The following is a 26,285-nucleotide window of genomic DNA, read 5'->3' as shown; positions in this document are numbered from 1 at the left end:
AATTTAATGAATAGATAAATTTAAAAAACACGATTACTAGTTATCAATTCAAAGAATTTACCCCCCCCTTTTTATGATATCTGTCCATAGACAATAGGATGCTTACGTATGATTTTTATAAATCAAAATAGAGTTTTATTTTGAGGATAAAGTTATACACAATTTTCTTTCTCGTATTAATTTCTTTTTCTGTATTTTTTTTTTTATGTATATATTGCATCTATTTCTTAGAATGCATTTAACTAAAAAACCCATTTGCATTAATATGTGGATAAGTCAAAATTCTTCTATAAGAAAATGGATTTTTAACCATTTAGTTAATATAAAAAAAAAAAAAATTAAAAAAAATTTAGGAACTTAACAATGATATCATTAAGGGCGAGAAAAGGCCTACGCATTTAGCGTATAAATTTTTTGTATCTATGGATTATCCAGTTCTCGGGGTGCTACTTGCAAGCTTGCACATTGCATGATAGCGCTGTGTAATCATCCGGTTTAACTCGATGTACCCCATTGCACCAAGCTCTTCTACTCGGTAAATTTTCACTAGATCTTGGAGAATACTCCCCCTAGCTTGCCTCTCATCCATGGCTTCAAGTTTTCTAGCACGGCGATATTGTTTACTCCGTGCTAGTTTTTGAGTTCGAAATGTGAAAGCTCTTCGAATGTGCTCTGCCTTAGCCCGGCGACGCGCTTCAGTCAGAGTAATTGGCCCTTCTCCTGCTTGCCGTAACTTTTGATTCTCCCAGGACAATTGTTGTTTTTGTGCAGATAGGTATTTACCATATTCATAGTTAATTAAAACAAAAAATAATTTAGTAACCCATATCATATTTGGAATATAAGAGCCAGTCGTCTTGTCCCATATCCGATCACAAAAAATAGCTCCAATAGCCTCAAGATGCTCATTTATAGCACGACTTGTTCGGCTGTAGCAGGGTTTACCGGCCGTATTATAGGTCGTTAAACCACATGCATCAGAGATTTGCGCTAAAGACATATGAACCTTACCAGTCACAATATTTACATGCGCCGCTAAACATTCAATAATAGCATCAATTGCACGGGAACGATGCGAATTCATCGCCCGCTGATTGTTCAGTACTGAGTGAGTGATAGGATGATAACGAGGTGCTACCCGCCAAATTGGGTGTTTTGAAGGGGCATTCGTACGAGCTGCCTGACGTATAGCGCAAATTATGCGAGGAGGCTTTACGTTTTCTTTTGGTGGACGATAGCATGGATATGGATTATTTACATAACAATGCGCTTTAGACGTCCGAAGTTTAGCCTGAGAGGCAGTAAAAAAGCTTAGATTATCCACCACTCCCTGCACTTATGGCAGAACTAATGGTGGAAGTGTGATTAGACACTTGATTGCTAGCGTTCATTTGGCCAGTATCCTTCTTGAATACGTTCTTGAACGACTTGCAAAGCCCTGATAGTGAAGTCTGCCGAGATCACCCTATTCAGGTTCTTTGCATTTGGGAGAATGAGGGTTTTATTTCTCTTTCTCCCGGCACCTGCTCACTATAGGGGAGCGTCCTGTACAGCAGAATTTATCCGTATGGTCTTCATAAACTAGTTGAAACTCTGTCATATCGTTAATGACAAACTTTCTATTTTGGCAGAATCTAATTTAAAAGCGGATCAGCGAGCTGTTCTATCGCTGTGGCTGCATTAAGCATTGGTTAAATATCATAAAGTAACTATTATATAGTCACCAAAATTTTTATTTATTCAGCTAATCCAGTGTATTTCTGGTAAAGATTTTAATTTTTATGGTGATAACATGATTTTTTCTCATCTTGATGGATTTTTTTCTCCAGAATAACTTCCTGAATAACCACTAAATTTTATTAGAAATATATGTTAGCGTAATTTTATGCCAATTATATATGTTTTGGCTACAAAATAATAAACTATGTAATTTTTTCTCGTTTTAATGCATTAAGCTATAATTTTCTTTTCTGTCTTTTGACTAAAAAAATATGACAGTTTATCTTCCTGATGCAGAAAGTTGAATAACCTATTTAAAACTAACCTATTTAAACCTATTTCTATAACTATAACTTAAATCAACAGATAAATCATATTTTTATATTAAAATAATTGTCTCTAAATTATCTACTGAACAAAATAGAATTTTACTCTGTCATATTTTATATTAGCGCTTTAGCAGTTAGCCCGCAAGAGATATGTTAACACCTAAGTTAATATTATTCAGATAAGTAACAGAACTTAAGAAACAGAAAGTAGAATCTAAAATCTCTTACTATTAATGGTTATTTAATTTGAAATAATATTCAAAAAATTTTTTCATTTAAACATAAAACATCAAATATATAATTTATTCAATTACTTTTATTAAGATAAAGAATTAATTTTGTTTGTTATCCTGTATCCACTATGTCTATGTATGAAATATTTTTCTTTTCTTGTAAAATACTTTTTCTAAATACCATCAAATTAAATTAGTCACATGCAACAACGATGCAAACTGATTTAATCATAATCTGATCATTGTTTATTTATAGCAAAATAATATTTTTTTATCAATCTGGCAATAAAAATATGTTATTATCAGTTAAACTTATATCTAGATAAATTAATTAAGCGACTGTTTTAAAAATTTAAAAAAACGAAAGAAAGCTATAGATTCACCTTCAGTAGTATAAACCGATAAATACTTGACGCCCAATAAAATAAAATTTATTTTTATCTATTAGCCTTAATTAACAATTATTTTTTAGTTACACTCTACCTAATCTAAATCGGTGATCTATGTTTGATTAATAGATTTTTATCTTATATAGATCGAGACATATGTCATCTGATAAAGAAAGATTTTATATCTTTCTACATAGTGTATTCTTAAGATCTTCAGATTAATTAAGCTCGCCTTTTAACAAAAAAACGTCACACTGAGATTATATACAGATATACAGCGAAAAAAATAAAAACATGTAGCTCACATCTGGATATAAATTAATATTTATACTATACTATAAACATTTATTCTTCAGATATTTGTAACCTACAAAGCGTTTTTGACGATGTCAAAACACCCCATCAAAAAACAGCATATTCACAGAAAGACTCTAGATTATTAAATAAGTACATTATATTATAGGTATAATTTATCTTTATGAAAATAAAATAATAATATTGAGAATAATTTCTCTTAAATGCTGAGAACGGAATACTGAGTACAATGTACAATGTACAATGTACAATAACAGTGGTGTTGTTAAAAACGCTTTATTAGCCTATATACATTAAACTCATCAAATCTAAAAATATTTGTATTATTACTTGATACATAATTCATCATCTCTACTTGATCATAAAATGATTTAAGAAAACTCCTAATGATAGTTAGACCTCTCAAGAAACATGTTTCCAAATAAAAAAAATTTAAAAATAATTTATAGTATAACATATAATTAAAAAAATTTTTCGTCAAAATAAACTTTACTGTTTTATAACATCATTGCACTATACCAAATACAATTGCATTATATCAAATTAATTTCAGCGTAATTTGCAGATATGAATACAAATATCAATAAGCAAAGTCGTTACTTATTTTGTGTAAAATTTTTATATCACTAGGTGTACAGAATCGAAAGTATTGACGTTTAATATTAAATTTTTGACATACAGCTAACCTTTTCATGATCAGTCACCACTATTATCCATTTAAAGAGACTTCAAAGAAGATAGAAACAACTAACATAATATTTATGTCATAAAAATAATTTAAAAATGGAGAGTAAGCTCACGTTATCAACGAATCTAATTATATCTAATGTAAGATAGTTTTACTCTAAAAATAAAAGCACTTCCTATAATTTTTTTGAGGAACTGATGATGCTATCATCACAAAATTTCACCTCACGCCGTGAAAACCGTAAGAAAGCGAAAACTTTCATAGAGTCTATAACAAGTAGCACTTTTCCTAATTCTACGAGAGTTTATCTACAAAGTGCTTGCTCAAGCAATGTTCGAGTACCTATCCGTGAAATACACCTGAGTCCTAGTCCGATCCGCGGAAAAGATAAGAATATCACCTACGAGGAGAATGAACCGGTTCAAGTATATGATACTTCTGGACCTTATGGAGATCCAGAAATAACCATAGATCTAAGTTCCGGTATTCATCGACTGCGCTCGAATTGGATTGATAATCGTCAAGATAGTGAATATATCAATGAATTAACTTCGAGTGAAAAAAAAGCGCAATATGAGATGTTAGAAATGAAAAATATGCGCTTTACAACGCTGCATCATCCTCGTCGTGCAAAAAAATATCGTCGCGTTACTCAGTTGCATTATGCTCGTGCGGGAATAATTACTCCTGAAATGGAATTTATTGCATTACGTGAGAACATGGCGAATAGCCAAATTAATGGTGATCCTCTAAAATTAAAATATCCTGAAACATTTTCTAGCTCAGCAACACCAAAAAATATTACTGCAGAATTTATTCGACAAGAAGTATCGGCTGGACGCGCTATTATCCCTGCAAATATTAATCACCCTGAGTTGGAACCGATGATTATCGGTCGTAACTTTTTAGTAAAAATCAATGCTAATATTGGTAATTCTGCGTTAACTTCTTCAATTGAGGAGGAAGTAGAAAAATTAGTTTGGGCTACCCGCTGGGGAGCAGATACTGTTATGGATTTATCTACAGGTCGTTATATTCATCAAACTCGTGAATGGATTCTAAGAAATAGTCCGGTTCCTATTGGCACTGTACCTATTTATCAGGCGTTAGAAAAAGTAAACGGCGTAGCAGAAAACTTAAGCTGGGAGATATTTCGTAATACATTGCTAGAGCAAGCACAACAAGGAGTAGATTACTTTACTATTCACGCCGGTGTACTATTGCGATACATCCCCATGACCTCTCAGCGCTTAACTGGTATTGTTTCGCGAGGTGGGTCAATTATGGCTAAATGGTGCCTTTCACATAATCAAGAGAATTTTCTTTATAAACACTTTCGAGATATTTGCGAATTATGTGCATCTTATGATGTATCACTTTCTTTAGGGGATGGTTTGCGCCCTGGTTCAGTGCATGATGCTAATGATAAAGCGCAGTTCGCTGAGCTTTATACCTTGGGAGAGTTAACTAAAATTGCCTGGGAATATGATGTGCAGGTTATGATTGAGGGTCCAGGTCATGTTCCAATGAACATGATTCAAAAAAATATAACCGAACAGATCGATCATTGCCATGACGCACCATTTTATACCTTAGGTCCTTTAACTACTGATATCGCTCCTGGTTATGATCACTTTACTTCTGGTATTGGTGCTGCGCTAATTGGCTGGTTTGGTTGCGCCATGTTATGTTATGTAACTCCAAAAGAGCATCTTGGTTTGCCAAATAAAGAAGATGTTAAACAAGGACTTATTACCTATAAGATTGCTGCTCACGCGGCTGATCTCGCTAAAGGGCATCCTGGCGCACAAATTCGTGATAATGCTATGTCAAAAGCACGCTTTGAGTTTCGCTGGGAAGATCAATTTAATTTAGCGCTAGATCCTATTACTGCACGCACTTATCATGATGAAACACTTCCAAAGGAATCTGGTAAAAGCGCGCACTTCTGTTCTATGTGCGGTCCAAAGTTTTGTTCTATGAGTATCTCCCAAGAGATCCGTGACTACATAAATAGTAATCCTAAATAATTAAATTTTTTAAGCTAGTTAATATAAAAGTGATGTTATTGTATTCAGAATAATAGAATTACATCACCCCTCAATGTTTGATATACATAAATCTATCTATTTTTATACGTTACGTAATGCACTAATACAAAGCCATGAAGGAGGTTCTTTATATTATTTCATGTTCTATATAAAAGAAGTGGCGTTATTAGTATGACAGAGGACATATTCATTTATTCAGTTCATGATATTCCACATTGTTATAACATGAACTGACATTATACAGTATTAACTCATGCCTTAATATATAATATACATAAGAGACCTCAGGAGTTTATTTTTTTAGACTTTATAGTTATATTGTCTGCTGCTACATACTCAATAACTAACCATTTTAGATACAGAGATCTCTGATATATTAATATAATATTTAAAAATAGGTTCACATTAAAATCCGAATGGTCACAGACAACATACTAAGATACATCTTGCTATCTAAAGCGATAATTATCTTATATATCGGCTTCTATAATGAAAAAATCATCTTAATACAAGCGTTGATCAAAAATCCTGACAGCTTTAATCATAGTTATATTTTTACATAACGAACAAGGTATCACTTGATCCTTAAAGTTTTGCAGCATTAATGAGGCACCTGTAATAATAGATTCTTGTTCTAACAAGTGAAATAGAATTTTATGACAGATAGAAAAAATAATGTAAAAAGATATCTAAAAGATTACACTTCATTAGCAATTTAAGAGGACTCATGCTTAACGATCAGGATTTTTTACGCTATAGCAGGCAATTATTATTAAGCGAGGTAAACACTGAAGGACAAGAAAGACTAAAGTCTGCCACGGTTTTAGTATGTGGCATTGGAGGGTTAGGTTCACCAGCTGCTCTGTATCTAGCGGCGGCTGGTGTAGGTACATTACTTTTAGCTGATTATGATTTGTTACAGATTTCTAATTTGCAGCGTCAAATTCTCTATAAAACAAGCGAAATCGGTCAGTTAAAAGCAAAGATAGCAACACAAAACCTAACCGCGCTTAACCCTAATATTCTTTATATATCATTACCACATAAGTTAGAGGGAACATGGCTAGATCAATCAGTTTCAGACGCAGATTTAGTTCTGGACTGTAGTGATAACATGATAACCCGTCATGCTATTAATGCTGCTTGTATCCAGTTTAATAAGCCACTAATTAGCGCTAGTGCAATAGGCTTTAATGGTCAAATATTAGTCATTTCTCCTCCTTGGAAAAACGGTTGTTATGCTTGTCTTTTTCCGTCTAAACAAGAAAAGCAATATAATTGTCGTAATTCCGGAGTACTAGGTCCATTAGTAGGGGTAATGGGCAGTTTACAAGCATTAGAGGCTATTAAACTTTTATGTGGCATATCAACATCATCCACCGGAAAACTATATCTCTTTGATGGAATATTACTGAAATGGCAAACCTTGCGTCTTAGTCGGAATACTCATTGCCCAATATGCTCAGTGAGTTAAAGCACAAACACTATACTAGTTTTTCCGATGTTCAAGGAGATCAATGTGATCAAGATTACCTTTAACAACCATTCTCTGGAACTTCAAAACTCGCTCTCTATCACAGAGTTTCTCTCTAACCAATTTTATAAGAGTAGCTCTGGAATGGCACTCGCACTGAATCAAACTGTGATTCCACAACAGAATTGGTCGGATTATCAAATAAAAGACGGTGATGATATTCTTTTGTTCCAAGCGATCGCTGGAGGTTAAGTCATGCTCACTATTGCTGGTATTTCATTTCGATCTCGATTATTCACCGGAACAGGTAAATTCAGTAGCACTGAATTAATGCTAGAGACTATTTCTGTATCAGGAAGCGAATTAGTTACTTTAGCTATGCGTCGAGTGGATATAAATGATAATAGCAATGATGCTTTGCTACAAGGGCTTTTAAAAGCTGGCGTCCGCTTACTACCAAATACCTCAGGTGTAAAAACCGCTGAAGAAGCCTTATTTGCAGCTAGAGTAGCAAGAGAGGCATTACAGACAAACTGGATTAAACTTGAAATTCATCCGGACATTCAGTATTTATTACCTGATCCAATAGAAACTCTAAAGGCGGCAGAGCAACTGGTAAAAGAGGGGTTCATAGTTTTACCTTATTGCAGTGCTGATCCCGTTTTATGTCGACATCTCACTGAAGTAGGTTGTTCAGCAGTAATGCCCCTAGGGTCACCGATAGGGTCCAATCAAGGTCTAAAGACCCGTGATTTCTTAAAAATTATTATTGAGCAAGCTCAAGTACCAGTTATAATTGATGCGGGCATTGGAAGCCCCAGTCAGGCATTAGAGGCTCTTGAATTAGGGGCAGATGCAGTTCTTGTAAATACTGCAATTGCTGTATCAAGAGATCCTGTTGCTATGGCTAATGCCTTTCGACTAGCGACAGAAGCTGGTGAGTTATCTAGAAAAGCAGGTTTAGCGTCACGTTATTTTCAGGCGAGACCTACAAGTCCACTAACTAGTTTTTTGACTTCTCTATCAACATCGGGAGGACGATGTAATGGAGACCTTTTCTAACAAGCTAAAAGAAATACAATGGGATGTCATCAGTTCACGCATACACAAGCAAACCATACAAGATGTAGAACGAGCGCTAATGCTGGAAAATCTTGGTTTACAGGAAATGATGGCTCTATTATCACCAATAGGTATTAATTATTTAGAATCTATCGCCCAACGAGCTTACACAGTTACTAGACAGCGTTTTGGAAATACTGTGACTTTTTATTTACCACTGTATTTATCTAATCTTTGCGCTAATGATTGTACTTATTGTGGGTTTTCAATGAAAAATCGCATACGGCGCAAAATTCTTAGTAAACAGGAAATCATTAAAGAATGCGAAGCTATTCATGCTAAAGGAATTAATCATCTTTTACTGGTTACAGGTGAACATCAAACTAAAGTAGGTATAGAGTACTTTCGGCGTTATGTACCGTTAATTAGGAATTATTGCAGCTCTCTGATAATGGAAGTTCAACCGATGCTGCAAGAAAATTACGAAGAGTTGATAGAGCTTGGTTTAGATGGCGTTTTAGTATATCAAGAAACATACCATACAGAAACTTATAGTCATCATCACCTCTATGGTAAGAAACAAGATTTTTTATGGAGACTAGAAACCCCAGATCGCCTAGCTCGTTCCGGGATAGATAAGATAGGTTTAGGAATACTAATAGGATTATCAGATGATTGGCGAACAGATTGTTATATACTAGCTAAACACTTACTCTATCTTCGTAAAACTTACTGGAAAAGTCGTTATTCTTTATCATTTCCTCGCTTACGACCCTTTACCGGTAGCGCCATAGACTCTTTATCTACAATAGGTGAAGCTGAGCTTCTTCAGGTTATGTGTGCATTTCGTCTTTTAGTACCAGAAGTTGAGATCTCCCTATCAACCAGAGAATCACCATATTTCCGTGATCATACAATTCCAATTGTGGTCAATAACATTAGCGCTGGATCTAAAACTCAACCAGGAGGTTATACTAATAATCCAATAGAATTAGAACAATTTCTTCCAAATGATAACCGTTCTCCGAAAGAGATAGCGCAAGTACTGCGATTATCTGGTTTGCAACCTGTATGGAAGGACTGGGACCCCTATCTTGGTCATTCAATGTCATATTTGTCGACAAAGAAAAACATATAACAACCAATAGTTAAAAAATAAAATAATAAAAGTCTCTTTTTTCTTTTAAATAATTGAATATTATAAATATATCTATAAGTAGGTGTAGATATATAAAAATATACTGACTAACATAATAAACTATATTTTACTTTTATTGAGCGTGTACATAATAAGTTATCAATTAATATTTCATTCTTGCAAAAACATTAGAAAGATAGATTCGCGTAAAAGTAGAAATTAATATTAATTAGATGTTATGATATTCTATAAATTTGATTAGTTTTTATATATCATGATCATGATGTGAAAGATAAAAATATAATATACTATAATTTTGTAAACTTATGATTTTTATTTTCTTATAGAGAAAATAACACACATGCAATTACTACATTAATTTTTAATTAAACACTTCAAAATAGATATACTATAAGTCCCTTGCAAATGTTATCTAATGTAGAATGGTGCTATTTTTGATATGATATCACAATCTACTAGTGATACTTAGTGCATTTAGTGATACTTAGTACATTCGCTCCATTCTAGAAGTTTAGTTGTACAACCTGATTTAATAAGCAGACAGTTGAGCTATAATTATTTTAAGCATTTAAAAAAGTATTTAAAAAAATAAATAATATAACAGCTTAACTTAAGATTGACGTAATTTTACCATATATTCAGTTATAGGAATTCCAGTAATCCTGATATTTATATATGGCATTTATTATCCGAAATCATAGTATCTATATGGCAATCACCGACATTAAAATCGTTATATATAATAAATAATTAATACTAGGCTATAATTAATATTACTACAATCTTCCATATATATTACATAGTCGTTACAAAAATTATACTGATAAAAATTTATAATGTAGCGACTCATTCATGTAAGAGCTCAGATAAGTCATGAGTAATGAAACATATAATGTTTTGAGTATTGCTGGCACCGATCCTAGCGGAGGGGCTGGTATTCAAGCAGATTTAAAAACTTTCTCAGCATTAGGTGTCTATGGTGCAACAGTGATTACTGCTGTTTTGGCACAAAATACTCAGGGCGTACAAGCAATTTATCCAGTGAGTGATCAATGTGTAGCAGCTCAATTAGACTCCGTTCTAAGTGATTTATGCATCCATAGCGTAAAAATTGGTATGCTTAATCAAGCTAAGATTATTCGCGTAATATCTGAAAAATTAATAGAATATCCAATCCCCTGGGTAGTTTTAGATACAGTTATGATAGCTAAAAGTGGTGATATATTGCTAGATAAAGATGCTATAATTTTACTACGAGAGACATTATTACCATTGGTATCAATAATCACCCCAAACTTGCTAGAGGCAGCAACACTTCTTGGCTGTAATATAGCTAAAAATGAAACTCAAATGCGTCAACAGGGCCGTAAATTACTCGAACTTGGTTGTAAAGCAATAGTGATCAAAGGCGGTCATCTTATGGGGTTATCAAGTCCTGACTGGCTGATAACTGAAAATCAAGAATGGTGTTTTAGGACTCTAAGAGTGAAAACTCTACATACTCATGGTACAGGATGTACCCTATCAGCTGCCTTAGCAGCTAAGCAGCCATTTTATAAAGATTGGTCACAAACCTTAAAATTTTCTAAAGAATGGATCCAAAAAGCGCTCATACATGGAAAAAGTTTATCTATAGGGAAAGGTACCGGACCTGTACATCATTTTCATGAGTGGTGGTAATGAAGTATCATAGAAATGCAACCTTAATCTAGAAAAATTATCCCAGATATTAACCTTATCCGTAGTTAATATATTTAGCTATCTTCTCTATTATGATCCACCTCGCTGACAATATTTATTATAAATTCTCGATGCCTTTATCTTCTCGAAATCTTAACGTCACAACGCACTATTTATACTTTAGTTTTTCAACGATAGTTAACTCATAATACCACCCTTCAGATTAGGTAATGATTTTTATGATTAGCTAAGATTATTGCAGGATAGAGATAAACAAGTTTGCTCAGTACCTTTAATAATAAATATTAACTAAAAGTTATATTTTAATTTTTATTAAATACTTGTGTTTTGATGGGTAAATCAGGCTTCTACACGTAAAAGTAATCTTAAAAAGATTTTTAGTAAGTCATTAGTAATGAATTCTTAATAATATTGAACTTTGTATTTCAACTTACTTTCTAGTTCCAATAACCGTAAAAAATAATTAGAAACCTAATGTTTACATGATAAAATTATTTACTTTTAATAATAGATTATAGAAAAAATATTTTTAATCAGATAATACATTACGTTATTAGATATGTATAAAAAGGATAATACAGAACCTATTACAATAGGTGAATCGATCATCTTTGTATGTTTGTCGAAAACAATACTTAAAGTACTGAAAATTATGTTAATTTTCTAATTCTTTAAACTGAATAATAATTAAAATCTGAGGTATATTTAAAAGATATATTTATACAATTAACTTTTAGAAAGTAAGCTACTCAAGTATCCTAAAAAGAACAATATAACTATATGTTGCGTTTTACGTACATAATATTCACGCATAAAGACAATGTGATAACTAGTAATTTTAACATTCTATAGAATATATAAAAATATTCTATAGAAGAAAGTAACTGATTATCAAAAATCCACGGATATTGCTGAAGAATAAATGTTTTGAAATACACAACTTTTTGTAATATATTAGTATAGAATATCGTTCTATCTGATATTTTCGAGATCGGGAAGGGTTATGATTAATAAACTGCAGTAAATTATTCTTGCAAAAACTAAATTATTTAAAAATTTTTTAAAAAATCTTCATGTTAAAGTAACATTGCACTCTCTAAATGGTATTTAATATAATTACTGGGACTATTAGATATAGTCTCAAACTTTTTCAAGAAAAAATTATTGCAGACCCGCATAATGTCCTACAGGGTCTCTGCATCACTTATATCTATCATAAGGTCATAAGGTGTCAAGCTATTCATTAGCTATCACACTACTATAATAATAAAATTATTATAGTATAAACCACATAAGCGAAGTATATTTATCAAGAATCCATATTTTTGGTAGAAAAACAATTTAATATTTTCTGCATGGTGACTAAAATACCAGAATAACATGTGTGCTGAAAAGCACTAATCTGATCATTTAATGTGTTTATTTAGCATCATAGTTATAGTGATATGAATAAGTAGATAGTTGTAATAAGATTACTAAAACATTTAATGATTAGGAATAACATATTCAGTAATATTACTTCATATAGAGATAGAATTACGAAAATATCTTTATAGATAAAAACAGCTATACATGATACATATCCTATACTATATATTATAGAATCAATCCTGTAATAGTAGCCGATAAGAGACTAACTAGAGTAGCAGTATACAACAACTTCCAACCAAAACAAGATACTATATTACCTTGTTTTTCATTCAAGCTTTTAATAGAACCTGTAATAATACCAATAGATGAAAAATTAGCAAATGATACTAAAAAAACTGACAAGATCCCTTCTGTATGAGTAGATAATGTTTTAACAATTTTTTGTAAATCAATCATAGCTATAAATTCATTAGAAACTAGTTTGGTCGCCATAATACTTCCTACACATAATGCTTCATTACTTGGGACACCAATAATCCAAGCTAGCGGGAAAAACGCATAGCCTAGAATACTTTGAAAACTAATCCCAAACAGGAACTCACATAAAGCATTAACACCAGAGATTAATGCGATAAAACCAATTAGCATTGCTGCGACAATCACTATAACCTTAAATCCGGCTAAAATGTACTCACTGAGCATTTCAAAGAAGCTAAGTCTTATATGACTATTATTTAAATTGAGGTCTTCTGTACTATGAATACGGTAAGGATTAATTAATAATAAAATTATAAAAGTACTGAACATATTAAGCACTAATGCTGTTACCACATACTTAGGCTGCAATAGAGTCATATATGCCCCAACAATAGAGATAGATACCGTAGACATAGCAGTTGTAGCCATTGTATATATTCGACGCTCTGAAATTTGACCAAGAATATCCTTATACATAATAAAATTTTCTGACTGACCAAGCATCAGTGAGCTAATTGCATTAAAAGATTCTAGTTTACCCATACCATTAATTTTTGATAATACAGTGCCAATTAAACGAATGAGGACTGGCAATATACGAAAATATTGAAGAATACCAATAAGTGCAGAAATAAATACGATCGGACACAAAACGTCAAGCCAAAAAAATGCCAATCCCTTATCACTCATATTTCCGAAGACAAAATTAGTTCCATGTGCTGCATATTTCAGTAATTTTTCGAAAAAAATTGAAAATCCTGTAATAAAATTTAAACCTGATGTTGCATGAAGAAAAAACCATCCAAGAATCATCTCCATTACTAGTAATTGTATAACGTACCGAATGCGTATCTCTTTATAATTATGGCTTGCTAGCAAGGCCAGTAAGAGAATGATGATCAATCCTAAAAAAAAGTGAAGAATTCGGGACATGTATGTGTTCTACCTTAACGGATATATTGATGACATTTTCTATATTAATTATAATGAACTAACATTCCAGAATTCATCTAAAATGATCTATTGATTTCATATAGTTAAGAGTAGGAAAAGTTTTCTGGTTGATCTAATGATGTAGAAATAGCATTAATAAGTATTGTAAGAGCTTTTGAAGAAATAATATATGGCGGTATTAAATAAATAAGATTACCAAAAGGTCTAATCCATACACCGTGCTCTACAAACCAATGTTGTAGTTGTGCTATATTGACTGTTTGCATAATTTCCACTACTCCAATAGCGCCAAGAACCCGAACATCAAAAACCCTTGGATGGTTAATTAAAGGTAATAACTCCTTATTCAGCTGAGAGGCAATTGCTTCGACTCTTTGACGCCAACTTTCATCTTCAAGCAATGATAAACTAGCATTAGCAGCAGCACATGCTAATGGATTCGCCATAAACGTTGGACCGTGCATAAAACAACCTACTGCGCTATCACTAATGGCTTCTGCTATGCGACGGATGGTAAGTGTGGCAGAAAGAGTCATCATTCCTCCTGTTAAGGCCTTACCAAGACACAAAATATCTGGCTTAATGTCAGCGTGATGGCATGCCAGCCATTTTCCAGTGCGTCCAAAGCCAGTTGCTATTTCATCTGCAATTAATAAGATACCATATTGATCACATAAAGCTCGCGCTACACGAAGATATTCAGGATGATAAAAACGCATTCCACCAGCCCCTTGGACAATTGGTTCCATAATAACTGCCGCTATCGTTTGATGATGATTAGAAAATAGTGCAGAAAAGGACGCCTCATCGCCCGGCTCCCATGATTCTCTAAAGCTACGCTTTGGTGCCTCAATAAAGCGATTAGATGGAAGGTAGCTATGATATATGCTATGCATGGAGGTTTCAGGGTCACAGACTGCCATTGCACCGCATGTATCGCCGTGATAACCATGACGTAAAGCGAGAAATTCATGACGCGGATAACCGCTGGCCTGCCAATACTGTAGCGCCATTTTAATAGCTACTTCTATAGCTACTGATCCAGAATCCGCTAAAAAAACACACTCTAATCCAGAGGGCATTAATGTTACTAATCGACGACATAATTCTACCGCGGGGGGATGTGTAATACCACCGAACATAACATGTGACATACGACTTATTTGATTCTTCATCGCCTGATTAATCACTGGATGATTATACCCATGAATTGCCCCCCACCATGAAGACATGCCATCTACTAATCGACGACCATCTTTCAGAGTTAATTCATAACCATCAGCAGAAACAACCAGATAAGTAGGTAATGGACGAGTCATGGATGTATAAGGATGCCAAATATGTCGCTTATCAAAATCGAGGTCATCAGGCTGCATGAATATGTCCTATCGAATATAGGTAATTAGTATGCATTGAAGGATCCTATCAAATAAAATTGAAATACATTGTAGACAGTGTAGCGACAAACTCTATACTTACAACTATCTATTCCCTTACATATTATCTGGGTAACTATTATGCCAACTTTTCAACCCTGGACCTTAAAGAAAGCTAGAGCGCTGTTTGATAAACCTTTTCTTGATTTACTCTTTAATGCCCAGGAAGTACATCGAAAATATTTTAAACCTGGTGAGATTCAAGTTAGCACACTCCTATCTATTAAAACAGGATCCTGTCCAGAGGATTGCAAGTATTGTCCGCAAAGTGCTCGACATAGCGCTGATATAGATAGCGAACAGCTGATACAAGTAGAGCAAGTGCTTGATGCTGCCCGTAAGGCACGCGATTCTGGTTCAACACGTTTTTGCATGGGGGCGGCTTGGAAAAATCCATATGATCGTGATCTTCCTGTGCTTGAAAAAATGATACAGGGCGTAAAAGCAATAGGACTGGAAACATGCATGACATTAGGAATGCTGAATGATCGACAAGCAAATCGTCTAGCGGAAGCTGGTTTGGATTTCTATAACCATAACTTGGATACCTCTCCAGAATTTTATTCTAACATAGTAACTACTAGAAGTTACCAAGATAGGCTAGACACACTCAGTGCAATTCGCAAAGCAGGTATAAAAGTGTGCTCTGGGGGGATTGTTGGTCTAGGTGAAACTATTGATGACCGCGCAGGGTTGCTAGTTCAGTTAGCTAATTTGCCGGAACCACCAGAAAGTGTTCCAATTAATATGTTAGTAAAGGTACCTGGGACACCTCTCTCTAACATTGAAGAAGTAGAACCATTTGATTTTATCCGAACTATTGCAGTAGCACGTATCATGATGCCACGATCTTATGTTCGTCTATCCGCTGGGCGAGAAAAAATGAATGATCAAACACAGGCACTATGTTTTATGGCTGGCACTAATTCTGTTTTTTATGGTTGTAAGTTGCTTACAACACCTAACCCTGAAGAAGATCGTGATATCTCTCTTTTTAATAAGTTAGGTCTTACTATTGAATGTGTATCTACTGCTAGAAGCGATGCTGAAGATATAAATGAACTTACCAAGAAGATAGTACCTTTTAATACCACACAGTACTATAATGCTGCAGATTAATATGCTTGGACTTTCTATCGAATAAAGAGGTGCAATTTATAATTGCTTCCTATAATAAATCAATATATTAATGTCAGGTAAAACCAATACTTCAAGATTTTTCATATTTTTAAGATGATAAAATATTATGTAAATATCTAGAAATACTTATCTATAAAGATAGATAATCTTTAGATTTTAAAATAGGACGATTTATTATATTATATAGGATATATAATTATTTTTATGGAGTAGTTAATAACTTATGCCATGCACTAAAAGAAAAACTATGATAGTTACTTTTTATGCAAGAAGTAGATTGTAAATGTCTACCAGTGGATTATTTTTAGACACTACGAAATAGATATACAATATATTCAATGCTGTAGATCTATTGTTATAATCACAAGATTAAGCTAATTTCTTAAATTTTTACTCTATTATTGAATATTTTAGAATATACCAATAATGTATATCAGATTTTGATATACATGCAGTAGAAGAAGACTTATATATCATAATATGCTATTAATTTTAATTACATACTATCTCTATACTCTTAACAAAGATAATAGTAAAAATATTATCTAATGCTTGATTACTGAAGTATTTTAATGTACTATAATTTTGAATACGTACACTAACGATTCGCAAAACCCTGATAGTGAAGTCTGCCAAGATAATTACCCTATCAGGGTTTTTGCTTTCTATAAGAAAGAATGAAATATTCTGTTTTTCTTTTTTTCTTGCAAAGACACCTTTAGTAAGGGTTAGAAAGTAAAAACACGTATATCAATATGTTTTATAGGATTGCGTAACCTAAAAATAGAAAACATACACTTACTTTAATCTTTTTCTTACTATATACTTAAGTTAATCTCTTGCTCAGTAAAAATTATATAAGATTATCTGATATCAGAATGATAGAATGATGACATTATCAGGAAGTTTACTAATTTATCTAATGAAGATTAGTTCAGATATATATATTTTACGGAGATAGTATCTAATAGTATAATGGCGCGCTCTCTATTACATCTTCATCCTTCAAGTGTTTTGTGTCATAAATTAAATAAAAATAGTGCATAATGATACATCATCATATATCTATGCATATTATCTGCATATGAATACTTTCGAATAAAGTAAACTATTATCTAATTACAAATTACACTAAATATTTTATCATATTTTTATGTGATATGTGTACTAGTGAAACTTGTTAAAATTAGCAGGTTCTTTTACTTTTATAATTTACATATATTTTTTCTTTTTATATGTAATTGTATATGAGGTATGTATCTTTATGTTTATCAGTCAACATGAGTCAATACTCGTAAATAAGGTTAAATATAAGTGTAATAAATATTACACGCATTAATCATACATTAGCAGATTTTAGCGTGGTAATCTTTATTACATTAAAACATTTTACGAATTTTTATACCTTCGATAATATTAAAAATTTTTTAGTTAACATCAAAAATATTATTTTTTTTAAATAATCAAAAAAATGTATTTCTATATTTAGATTTTTAAATAATATAGATACTACTTTTAGTATTAGATACTATCTTTTAGTGTTTTTATAAAATTTTTTATCTTAACTATATCTTATATCTACAAATTTTTAATTATGTAATCAATATTACATAACTTGATTAATATTTAGAACATTTAGTATTTAAACTACATAAAGAAATAGAGATAATAGCTTATTTAATCTAATTTTAAAAAATTTATAAAAAGAAAATGAAATTATTTAGATATTTACAACGTATCAGTAAAGTAAATATAATTAGGTTTTAAATACTATTTTTGTTAAAATGTTCTATATACATCACTATACGTAAATAATAAGACAATATTACATCGTGATAATTTTTAAAAAAATTATGATAGTTTTGATGTAATCACTATAAATAAAATAAAATAGATGGTTTTTTGAAAAAAATTAAAATGAATAGTGTTTGATTTTTTTTAATAATTCTTTAATAGATCAGTTTTACCATTCATTAGAATTTTAAAAAAGAGCACTCTTAACTATAATGTTTTTTCTGATTTTAATTGAATTTATGTTTATATTTTTAGATTGTTTTATTAAGCAGTATTTAGCCAATAGTGTTTAATAGGATTAAAATCCTTATTAAACTCATACACTAATGGAATAGCAGTTGGTATATTAAGTTTAGGAATTTCCTCTTCGGAAATATTGTCTAGATATGTTATTAATGCACGAAGAGAGTTTCCATGTGCAGAAATAATAATTTTTTTACCATTCTTTATCTGTGGAAGAATTGTTTTATTCCAGTAAGGTAGTACTCGATTCATGGTCATTTTTAAGCTTTCAGTAACAGGAAGTTGTTCGTTCGTTAATAAAGAATAACGCGGATCATGACCAGGAAAACGTTTGTCAATACGATCAAGAGCAGGTGGAACAGAAGTTAGGCTACGACGCCATTTCTGAACCTGTATATCACCATATGTTATAGCGATTTTAGTTTTATCCATACCTTGCAGAGCACCATAATGACGTTCATTTAAACACCATGTTTTCTCTATTGGCAGCCATGCTTGATCTATTTCATCTAGCACAAACCATATAGTGTGAATAGCACGTTTTAAAAGTGAGGTGTAAGCCAGATCAAAAGTAAAGCCCTTGCTTTTTAGCAATTTACCTGCATCTTTTACTTCTTTCTGGCCTTTTTCTGTTAAGTCTATATCATGCCATCCTGTAAAACGATTTTGCTTGTTCCACTGGCTTTCTCCATGACGTATTAAGACTAATTTACTAATAGACATAAACAGATATTCCTTTTTAGATTTTTATTTTAAATAGTGCTTTAAAGACTAATATTAATAGTCTATATATAGACTATTAATATTAGTCTTTAGTTTATTGTCACATAAAGTTTTTGTAAAAAATAAAATACTAATATTGTACATTAAGGAGTTATACAGGTAATTTTTTTTCTAAAAATAGAAAATTTGATATATGTATCACTATATAGATAAAAATTATTAGCAAATAGTAATAGCTGATACGTATTTTAAAAATCATAATATAAAAGAACTAATTAATATATTTTATGCTTTTAGTAATCATCTATAATTTTATACTATCAATTTTATTTTAGTAAAAATTAATGCAATCTACTGAGAAAGTTTTTATATTAATGATATCTATTAATATACCATTAACTCTCTAAAAAAGATATGTTAGACCGAATCCCAGCTTTTTTGAAAGCTACTAAAAATGTTTGTTTGATTAAGAAAATAGAATATTTAAAATACAAAAGTTATGATATAACTTTAGAAGATTGAATAAAAGCAGAAAATTTTGGAGAGACCCAAGTAGTAAATTTATCGCCATTCTGAGAAATTAAGTATACTGCTTTTTTATATTTTTGCGCTAATTCTTTAGCTTTGTCTACATCTAATATGAGAAGGCCGCTATCCCAGCAATCTGCTTCAAATGCAGTACTGGCAATAACAGAAACTGATACAAGAGTGTTTTGTGTAGGCCGTCCAGTAACTGGATTAATTAAATGTGAAAATCGTTGTCCATTTATTTCATAATAATTACGATAGGTTCCAGCAGTGCTGACAGCACATTTATTTAATGTAATAATATCTTGCACAGAATTTTCTAAATCTGTTGGTTTTTGTATACCAACTTTCCAATTTTTATACTTACTTTTTTGACCATGAGCGCGAACGGCGCCACCGACTGAAACAAGGTAGTTTTTAATTCCTTTGTCTTCCATAAATTGTGCTAAATGATCAGTTGCAAAACCTTCTCCTACACTAGAGAGATCTATAGAGATCTCTGGTAAATCCTTATACAAATAAGATTGATTAGAAATATTTATCACTTTTAAATGGTGAGCACCCGTTAAAGCGCGAGCTGTATTAATTTGTGACTCTGTTGGAAGGTGAATCAGAAATCCTTTAGGTCCAAAACCCCATAAATTTACAAGGGAGCCAATTGTAATATCCATCGCTCCATTCATTTGATAACCGATACGTAACGCTTGAGTGATAATGTCTGCTATTTCTCTCGTTACAAGTTGTGGGTTTATACCACGATATTTATTAAATTTTGAGATTATTGAGTCATTTTTCCATGTAGATAATTGATCGTTATCTTTATCAAGAATGTGTTGTATAGTACATTTTAGGGTGTGTTTGTCTATTGAGTTCACTCCTGAAACACTAACCTTCCAGTTTGTTCCCATGGTATGGCCTGTTAATACTATCTTTTCATTATATAAAAGATTTTGAGAATTAGCAGAAGGGATCTGTAAAAATATTAGGATACAGCCTATAAAACATTGCCATATCTTATTCATGAATAATCGCAACCTTGGTAGCTATGGGTAAGATATTAAAATTATTTAAATTGTTTGTGCATATTAATTAAATAAATATTTAATACAGGCATATATAATTAATCAACATTTTTTAAAATACTTTTAACATAAAATTCACTCCTTATGAAATTTTTGCTTTAATTGTAAAAATTGTTCTTTTTAAGGTAATATTAATCATCGTAAATTTTTTTACTCTGGTCATTATAGCAATTTTAAATAAAGTCTTACTACGCTTATATTTTTAGATATATGAAATTTACCAAAAAAAGAGATTTTTTAGATATATGGTAGCAATCTTATTGCTAAGCTATAGCTTTTAATTTATAAACTATTTTTACGTTTATTCTTATATTCATATACATTGAAAATTTTTTAATTAATCATGAAATTATCTACTTAAATCACACAAAGTTTAATCAGTAGTTTTAAATTTTTTCTATAATTATTTTAGTATCAAGGGTATAAAAACTTTATAATATTTCTGAAAAAGCCATTAATTGTAAACAATATATAAAATACAACTTTCTGTTAAAATAAAGACCTTGAAAAAATACTAATGACACCCATAATAATATTATAAGAATTATTTCATCTTAAATTCTAAACTTTATATGTATTATAGGAGAATACTATGACTTATCGCTCATTCTCTCTTATTCCGGCATGGAGTAATCATCTTTTATCTGATCGTTTTGCACAAATGGATAATCTTTTTAGCCGTATTACAGGTGAATCTCCTGTAACAGATACACCTGTTTATAATTTAATTCAAAAAGACAAAGAATATTATGAAATGACGCTAAGTGTGCCTGGTTATACACAAGATGAATTAGATATATCAGTACTCAACAATCAATTAACCCTTAAAGGCATACCAAAACCTGAAAAATCAGGTGCTACTACAGATGAAAAAGAAGTCACATGGTTCCATCAGGGTTTCAAGAAAAAAGAATTCTCTCTTAGCTTTAATTTAGAAAATAGAATTAATATTCAAGAAGCTATTCTGGATCATGGATTATTAAAACTAAAATTTACCTATGATATCCCAGAACAAGAAAAACCAAAAAAAATTAAAATCTCTATAGACGCTGCAAAACCTAAGATAATAGAGCATCAAGGAAATTAATTATAAGGTCTTTATCAAGAATTAAAATTAGTTTAATATTAACCTGTTATAGTAAATATATTTGCGCTTTAGGTATGGATTTTAAAAATTCTTAGTTTAGTTTAATTTAGTTTAGTAGAAATACATAAAAAAATTTTTATTTTAATTATTTCTATATCACAATATATTTTTATATTATTTTTACTATAGCGGTTATAAATGGTATTTTTCATGTCAAATAGATACTAGAAGCGAGAAGGTTTCTTATAATTCGATCTTGACTGGAATGATTGATAAATATTTCAACAATTAAATATTCTTAAATATTATAGCTAAAAGTTTTTAAATACTTGCTTAGTATTTTATATAGAGATATTATAATTATACTTTTTGAGTACACATTTGCGATTCGCAAAACCCTGATAGTGAAGTCTGCCAAGATCATCACCTCTATCAGGGTTTTTGCATTTATACATTTTAAATGTTCTCTATGAGGTGCTTGTTGTTTCTAAATTCTTTAGAAAACAAATTGAATTATATTATTTTTATTTCTCTAATATTGAAGAGTGATCTAAATATTAACATTATAGATTGACTAATCTTTCATTATATATAGTATATAACACAAAAAATTTATAATCTTTTAGTAGAAAATTCATGTACCAGTTATGATTATAACTACTTATTTCACAAAAATATGAATATATATTTAGTGTTAATAATAAATATTATCTTTTAGATGGTAATTAATTCTAATTTTTTTATTGTAAAATCATACAAATGCAACCACTTTAATAATAAAGTGTAATACATGTTATTATGAATATAGAATATATTAATGTAATATATTTGATATATTATTGATTGTAATAGGTTTGATCTTACTGAATGAAATAAAGTAATTATTCATATATGATGTCTTTTATTATTCTAATAATTTTTAATAAAAATTTAATAATTTATTTTTTTAATATATATATAGGTCACAAAATAGATATTTAATATCTTTTAATACTACAATTAAATTAAAATGATTAACGAATATTTTATATTTAAATTTTAGACATTTGTTTTAGTAGGAAATATAATTTTCAAATTATTAGATATAAATATATAAAAAATTTTTTTAAAAATTTTTTTATAAAAGATATACATAAAATACTTACATTTTTAGTTTTAGATTAATTTTAATAATTGTTTATTTTTAATAATTATATGGAGTAATTATATTACTACAAAAAATCTATAAATTATTTACTAGTAGCTAGTATATTACAATAAAATATCTATTTCTTTAATAATAGTTATTAACAATAATAGATGAGAATATTTATTCTAATTTTATATGTAATGTTAATAAATGATATAATTTATAGTTTTGATTTTATTTTTAATTTTTTAAATAAATTTAAAAAAAAATTTTATATTTTAAATTATAATTAAAATTAATAGGTTGGCTTTATATAGAAAGATTCTTGCCATAAACGATTAAATTCTATCATATATTTTTCGGAAATTTTTGGACAATTACGCAAGTAAATTACATTTTCAGCATTACGCTCTACTGCACTCTGTGTATAGTTAAAAGACCCAGTTTCAACTGAATGTCCATCAATAATAATAAACTTGTTATGCATAATAGCATATTTTTCATTTAATTTTACTGTAATATGATGATTAGTTAGATAGGTTACAGCAGTATATCTACTGCTATTTGATTTCTTGTCGGCTACTACACGTACATTTATACCTCGATTCTGTGCATCAACTAAAGCTAGTGCAATAGATTTACTAGTAAAAGAGTAAGCAGCAATATCAATTGACTTGTGTGCTTCTGAAATAGCTAATAAAATAATTTCTTTCGCTGTTTGTCCAGGCGAAAACCCAACCACTATATCCTGCATGTTAGTACTTGCCATAATTGTAGGTAATGGTGTTACAATAAAAAAGCAGGGGGTTATTAAAAATAATAATTTTGCTAATTTTTTTATTTTCATAATTAAAACCTTTTATTACTAATAATAGATATTATTGTATTTTTCTGGTTAATTTTTATAGTTTATAAAATTATTTAGTTTCTTAAATTAAAATGCATAAAAATTTTATAAAATAGTTATATTTTTATTTATTTCCGTGATCGAAATCATATTTAATAAATTTTTTTATTTATTTGTTTAATTTAAAATTTAGGTGTTAATTATAATTTTTATTATTTTTAATCAGTGTAATAACTTTATTTATTGTGATCACTTCATCTATTTTTATTAAATTTTATCTATATTTTTAAATAAATTTATTAATTATATAAATTTTTCTGTCCATTCTATTAATTAATATAATTAATAATTAAATAATGAATATTAAAATTAGGATTTATTTTATATTTTTATTTAAAAATTAATGAATCATATTAATTTCCTAACAGGATATTTGTAGAGCTATTGTATAAATTTTAGAAACATTACTTCTATCGCAAGATTTATTTATTAGATTTATGAATGGGTGTAGATCATTTTTTAAAAATGATCTACACCCATTCATAAATCTATTATTCTTAGTAAGTTTATAATATTTATTTTATTTATTTTTAAAATTCAAATACTATAATAGTATAGTGCTAATTAATTTTGTTAAAATAAAATAATTATATATTGCGCATATATTATAAATAATTAGATATTAGTATTTATAAATAATATTTAGTTCTATAACTAATATTTAGTTCTATAACTAATATTTAGTATATTACTAATAAATATATACGTAATTATCTTACTGACTTATTTTAGTATAAACTGATTTTTTTATATAAAATTTTTTATATACAAAATTTTATCTTTTTATCTAATATTAATAAATATTTTTAGATATATATCTAAACATAATGTTAAATTTATAATAGCAAGTCAGGTAAATAGTTTTTTAGATATAAAAATACCCAGAATTTAAAGATATTATTAATTTATTATTAATAATATTAGTTTTATTTAATTTATAATATAAATTATGAAAATTTCATTTTATTAATTGAATTATAAATAATTTTATTAATATTTTATTATTTTTATGTTTTGATTCTAGAATTGTTATTTTATTTTAATAAAATATTTGTGATTTATTTTATAATATATCATCTAACACAGAAGAATAATTCTTATTTTAAAAATTTATTTTTAAAAAATTTGAGATTTTACTAATTTTTTATATTAAAGAATAAAACTTTTAAAATGAAAAATCATATAAAGTAAAATAAAGATATTTTAGGTTAAAATTATAGGAATTAATATGAATTTTAATAATAATTTTTTATCAGTTCCACATCGTCTTGGTTTATATCCGGTAGTTGATTCTTTATTATGGTTAAGGAGAATGCTAGAGTTTGGTGTAACGACTGTTCAGCTACGCTTAAAAGATAAACCGCCAGAACAATTATCTTCAGATATAAAAAATGCAATATTTTTAGGTAAGCAATATCAAGCTCGAGTATTTATTAATGATCATTGGCAGTTAGCTATTCGTTATGGAGCTTATGGTGTGCATCTAGGTCAAGAAGATATGGATAAAGCTAATGCTAGTACTATTTGTCGTTTTGGTTTACGTATTGGGCTATCTACTCATAATGAGACAGAGTTACTACGCGCATTAAATTGGGGTCCTTCCTATATAGCTCTTGGGCATATATTTCCTACTACTACTAAGAAAATGTCATCGCAACCACAAGGATTATCAAAATTAAAAGATATGGTGAGTAAACTAACAGATATACCAACTGTAGCTATTGGTGGCATTACTCTTGATCGGGTAGATGAAGTGTTAGCCTGTGGTGTTGGAAGTATAGCAGTTGTTAGTGCTATTACTTGTGCAACAGATTGGCGTCAAGCTACAGCTAGTTTAAAACTAAAAATTGAAGGTCGTGAACATTAGATGGATCTTTTATATTAATAAATATCAAAATGCAAGAATATAAATAATTTTAATAGATTTTAAATGTATTTTTAAAACATACTAATTGTTATTAAAATTTAATATTACTAATAGTCTATTAAAAGTTATAAGTTGATCGGTGACAGATGAATCTATGCGATATAATGCAAGTTTTATTGTGTTGTTAAAATTATTATTTACTGCATATTATCAGAGAATATTTAAATTATTATATATAATATAAATATTGCATTTTTAAATAAAATTTAGTCATTAAAGATAATTTGTTTTAAAAAAGTTAAATTTTCAATAAAAATATTATATATATAAATTTTTTATATATATTTTTTGTATTAGGTAAAACCTACAGTAAAACCTACAGTATGTTATCAAAAAATTTTTTATTTATCTTAATTTTATTTTTAAA

14 protein-coding genes and 2 pseudogenes are annotated in these 26,285 nt (G+C 29.7%); 10 read left to right on the top strand and 6 right to left on the bottom strand.

Annotated features, from left to right (window positions below; genetic code table 11):
* Positions 1–427: 427 nt before the first annotated feature.
* Positions 428–1,324, bottom strand: a complete 897-nt coding sequence (gene repA, locus ERCISPPS3390_RS03360; protein ID WP_197095434.1) for a plasmid replication initiator RepA — start codon at positions 1,322–1,324, stop codon at positions 428–430.
* Between the two features lie 83 nt (positions 1,325–1,407).
* On the opposite strand from repA, the gene ERCISPPS3390_RS03385 reads away from it, so the two are divergent.
* From ERCISPPS3390_RS03385 to thiD, 7 genes and pseudogenes are all read left to right on the top strand, one after another.
* Positions 1,408–1,536 carry a hypothetical protein gene (locus ERCISPPS3390_RS03385; protein WP_269319459.1) on the top strand — a complete coding sequence of 43 codons (129 nt, stop codon included), beginning with the start codon at positions 1,408–1,410 and terminating at the stop codon, positions 1,534–1,536.
* A 2,337-nt stretch (positions 1,537–3,873) separates the two neighbouring features.
* Positions 3,874–5,682: pseudogene (gene thiC, locus ERCISPPS3390_RS03355) on the top strand (phosphomethylpyrimidine synthase ThiC); the annotation flags it as partial.
* A gap of 769 nt (positions 5,683–6,451) precedes the next feature.
* On the top strand, positions 6,452–7,198 hold the full coding sequence (locus ERCISPPS3390_RS03350; RefSeq protein WP_197095432.1) for a HesA/MoeB/ThiF family protein: 747 nt from the start codon (positions 6,452–6,454) through the stop codon (positions 7,196–7,198).
* 48 nt (positions 7,199–7,246) lie between these two features.
* On the top strand, positions 7,247–7,450 hold the full coding sequence (gene thiS / locus ERCISPPS3390_RS03345) for a sulfur carrier protein ThiS (protein WP_197095435.1): 204 nt from the start codon (positions 7,247–7,249) through the stop codon (positions 7,448–7,450).
* A gap of 3 nt (positions 7,451–7,453) precedes the next feature.
* Entirely contained in the window at positions 7,454–8,260 is an 807-nt protein-coding gene (locus ERCISPPS3390_RS03340; RefSeq protein WP_197095431.1) for a thiazole synthase, read from the top strand.
* Entirely contained in the window at positions 8,244–9,398 is a 1,155-nt protein-coding gene (gene thiH / locus ERCISPPS3390_RS03335) for a 2-iminoacetate synthase ThiH (protein ID WP_197095430.1), read from the top strand. Before ERCISPPS3390_RS03340 ends, thiH begins: the two co-directional genes overlap by 17 nt.
* Before the next feature lie 894 nt (positions 9,399–10,292).
* Positions 10,293–11,099 (top strand): bifunctional hydroxymethylpyrimidine kinase/phosphomethylpyrimidine kinase, encoded by an 807-nt coding sequence (gene thiD, locus ERCISPPS3390_RS03330; RefSeq protein ID WP_197095429.1) that lies wholly within the window; start codon positions 10,293–10,295, stop codon positions 11,097–11,099.
* 1,617 nt (positions 11,100–12,716) lie between these two features.
* On the opposite strand, the gene ERCISPPS3390_RS03325 is transcribed toward thiD, so the two are convergent.
* Positions 12,717–13,901: a NupC/NupG family nucleoside CNT transporter gene (locus ERCISPPS3390_RS03325; RefSeq protein ID WP_197095428.1), complete on the bottom strand. Its 1,185-nt coding sequence runs from the start codon at positions 13,899–13,901 to the stop codon at positions 12,717–12,719.
* A 104-nt stretch (positions 13,902–14,005) separates the two neighbouring features.
* Positions 14,006–15,298, bottom strand: coding sequence for an adenosylmethionine--8-amino-7-oxononanoate transaminase (gene bioA, locus ERCISPPS3390_RS03320; RefSeq protein WP_197095427.1), 1,293 nt, complete (start codon positions 15,296–15,298; stop codon positions 14,006–14,008).
* 141 nt (positions 15,299–15,439) lie between these two features.
* On the opposite strand from bioA, the pseudogene bioB reads away from it, so the two are divergent.
* A pseudogene (bioB, locus tag ERCISPPS3390_RS03315) lies at positions 15,440–16,373 on the top strand (biotin synthase BioB); the annotation flags it as partial.
* Positions 16,374–18,556: 2,183 nt separating this feature from the next.
* Here bioB and gpmA read toward each other — a convergent pair.
* A complete protein-coding gene (gene gpmA, locus ERCISPPS3390_RS03310; RefSeq protein ID WP_197095425.1) occupies positions 18,557–19,258 on the bottom strand; it encodes a 2,3-diphosphoglycerate-dependent phosphoglycerate mutase in 702 nt (233 codons plus the stop codon).
* 497 nt (positions 19,259–19,755) lie between these two features.
* Positions 19,756–20,808, bottom strand: coding sequence for an FAD:protein FMN transferase (locus tag ERCISPPS3390_RS03305; RefSeq protein ID WP_197095424.1), 1,053 nt, complete (start codon positions 20,806–20,808; stop codon positions 19,756–19,758).
* A 652-nt stretch (positions 20,809–21,460) separates the two neighbouring features.
* Here ERCISPPS3390_RS03305 and ERCISPPS3390_RS03300 point away from each other — a divergent pair.
* Complete coding sequence (locus ERCISPPS3390_RS03300) at positions 21,461–21,955, top strand: Hsp20 family protein (RefSeq protein ID WP_197095423.1); 495 nt, start codon at positions 21,461–21,463, stop codon at positions 21,953–21,955.
* Positions 21,956–23,379: 1,424 nt separating this feature from the next.
* Here the strand turns inward: ERCISPPS3390_RS03300 and ERCISPPS3390_RS03295 are convergent.
* The gene (locus tag ERCISPPS3390_RS03295; protein WP_197095422.1) at positions 23,380–23,931 is read right to left on the bottom strand and encodes a phospholipase D family nuclease; all 552 of its coding nucleotides are present in this window, start codon (positions 23,929–23,931) and stop codon (positions 23,380–23,382) included.
* 1,288 nt (positions 23,932–25,219) lie between these two features.
* Here ERCISPPS3390_RS03295 and thiE point away from each other — a divergent pair.
* The gene (gene thiE, locus ERCISPPS3390_RS03290; protein ID WP_197095421.1) at positions 25,220–25,858 is read left to right on the top strand and encodes a thiamine phosphate synthase; all 639 of its coding nucleotides are present in this window, start codon (positions 25,220–25,222) and stop codon (positions 25,856–25,858) included.
* Positions 25,859–26,285 lie beyond the last annotated feature (427 nt).

The sequence above is a fragment of the Candidatus Erwinia haradaeae genome (genome assembly GCF_900698885.1).
GTDB classification, from domain to species: domain Bacteria; phylum Pseudomonadota; class Gammaproteobacteria; order Enterobacterales; family Enterobacteriaceae; genus Erwinia_E; species Erwinia_E haradaeae_H.
The sequence above is the reverse complement of the archived record's forward strand: the minus strand, read 5'-3'. Positions and strand labels throughout refer to the sequence as shown.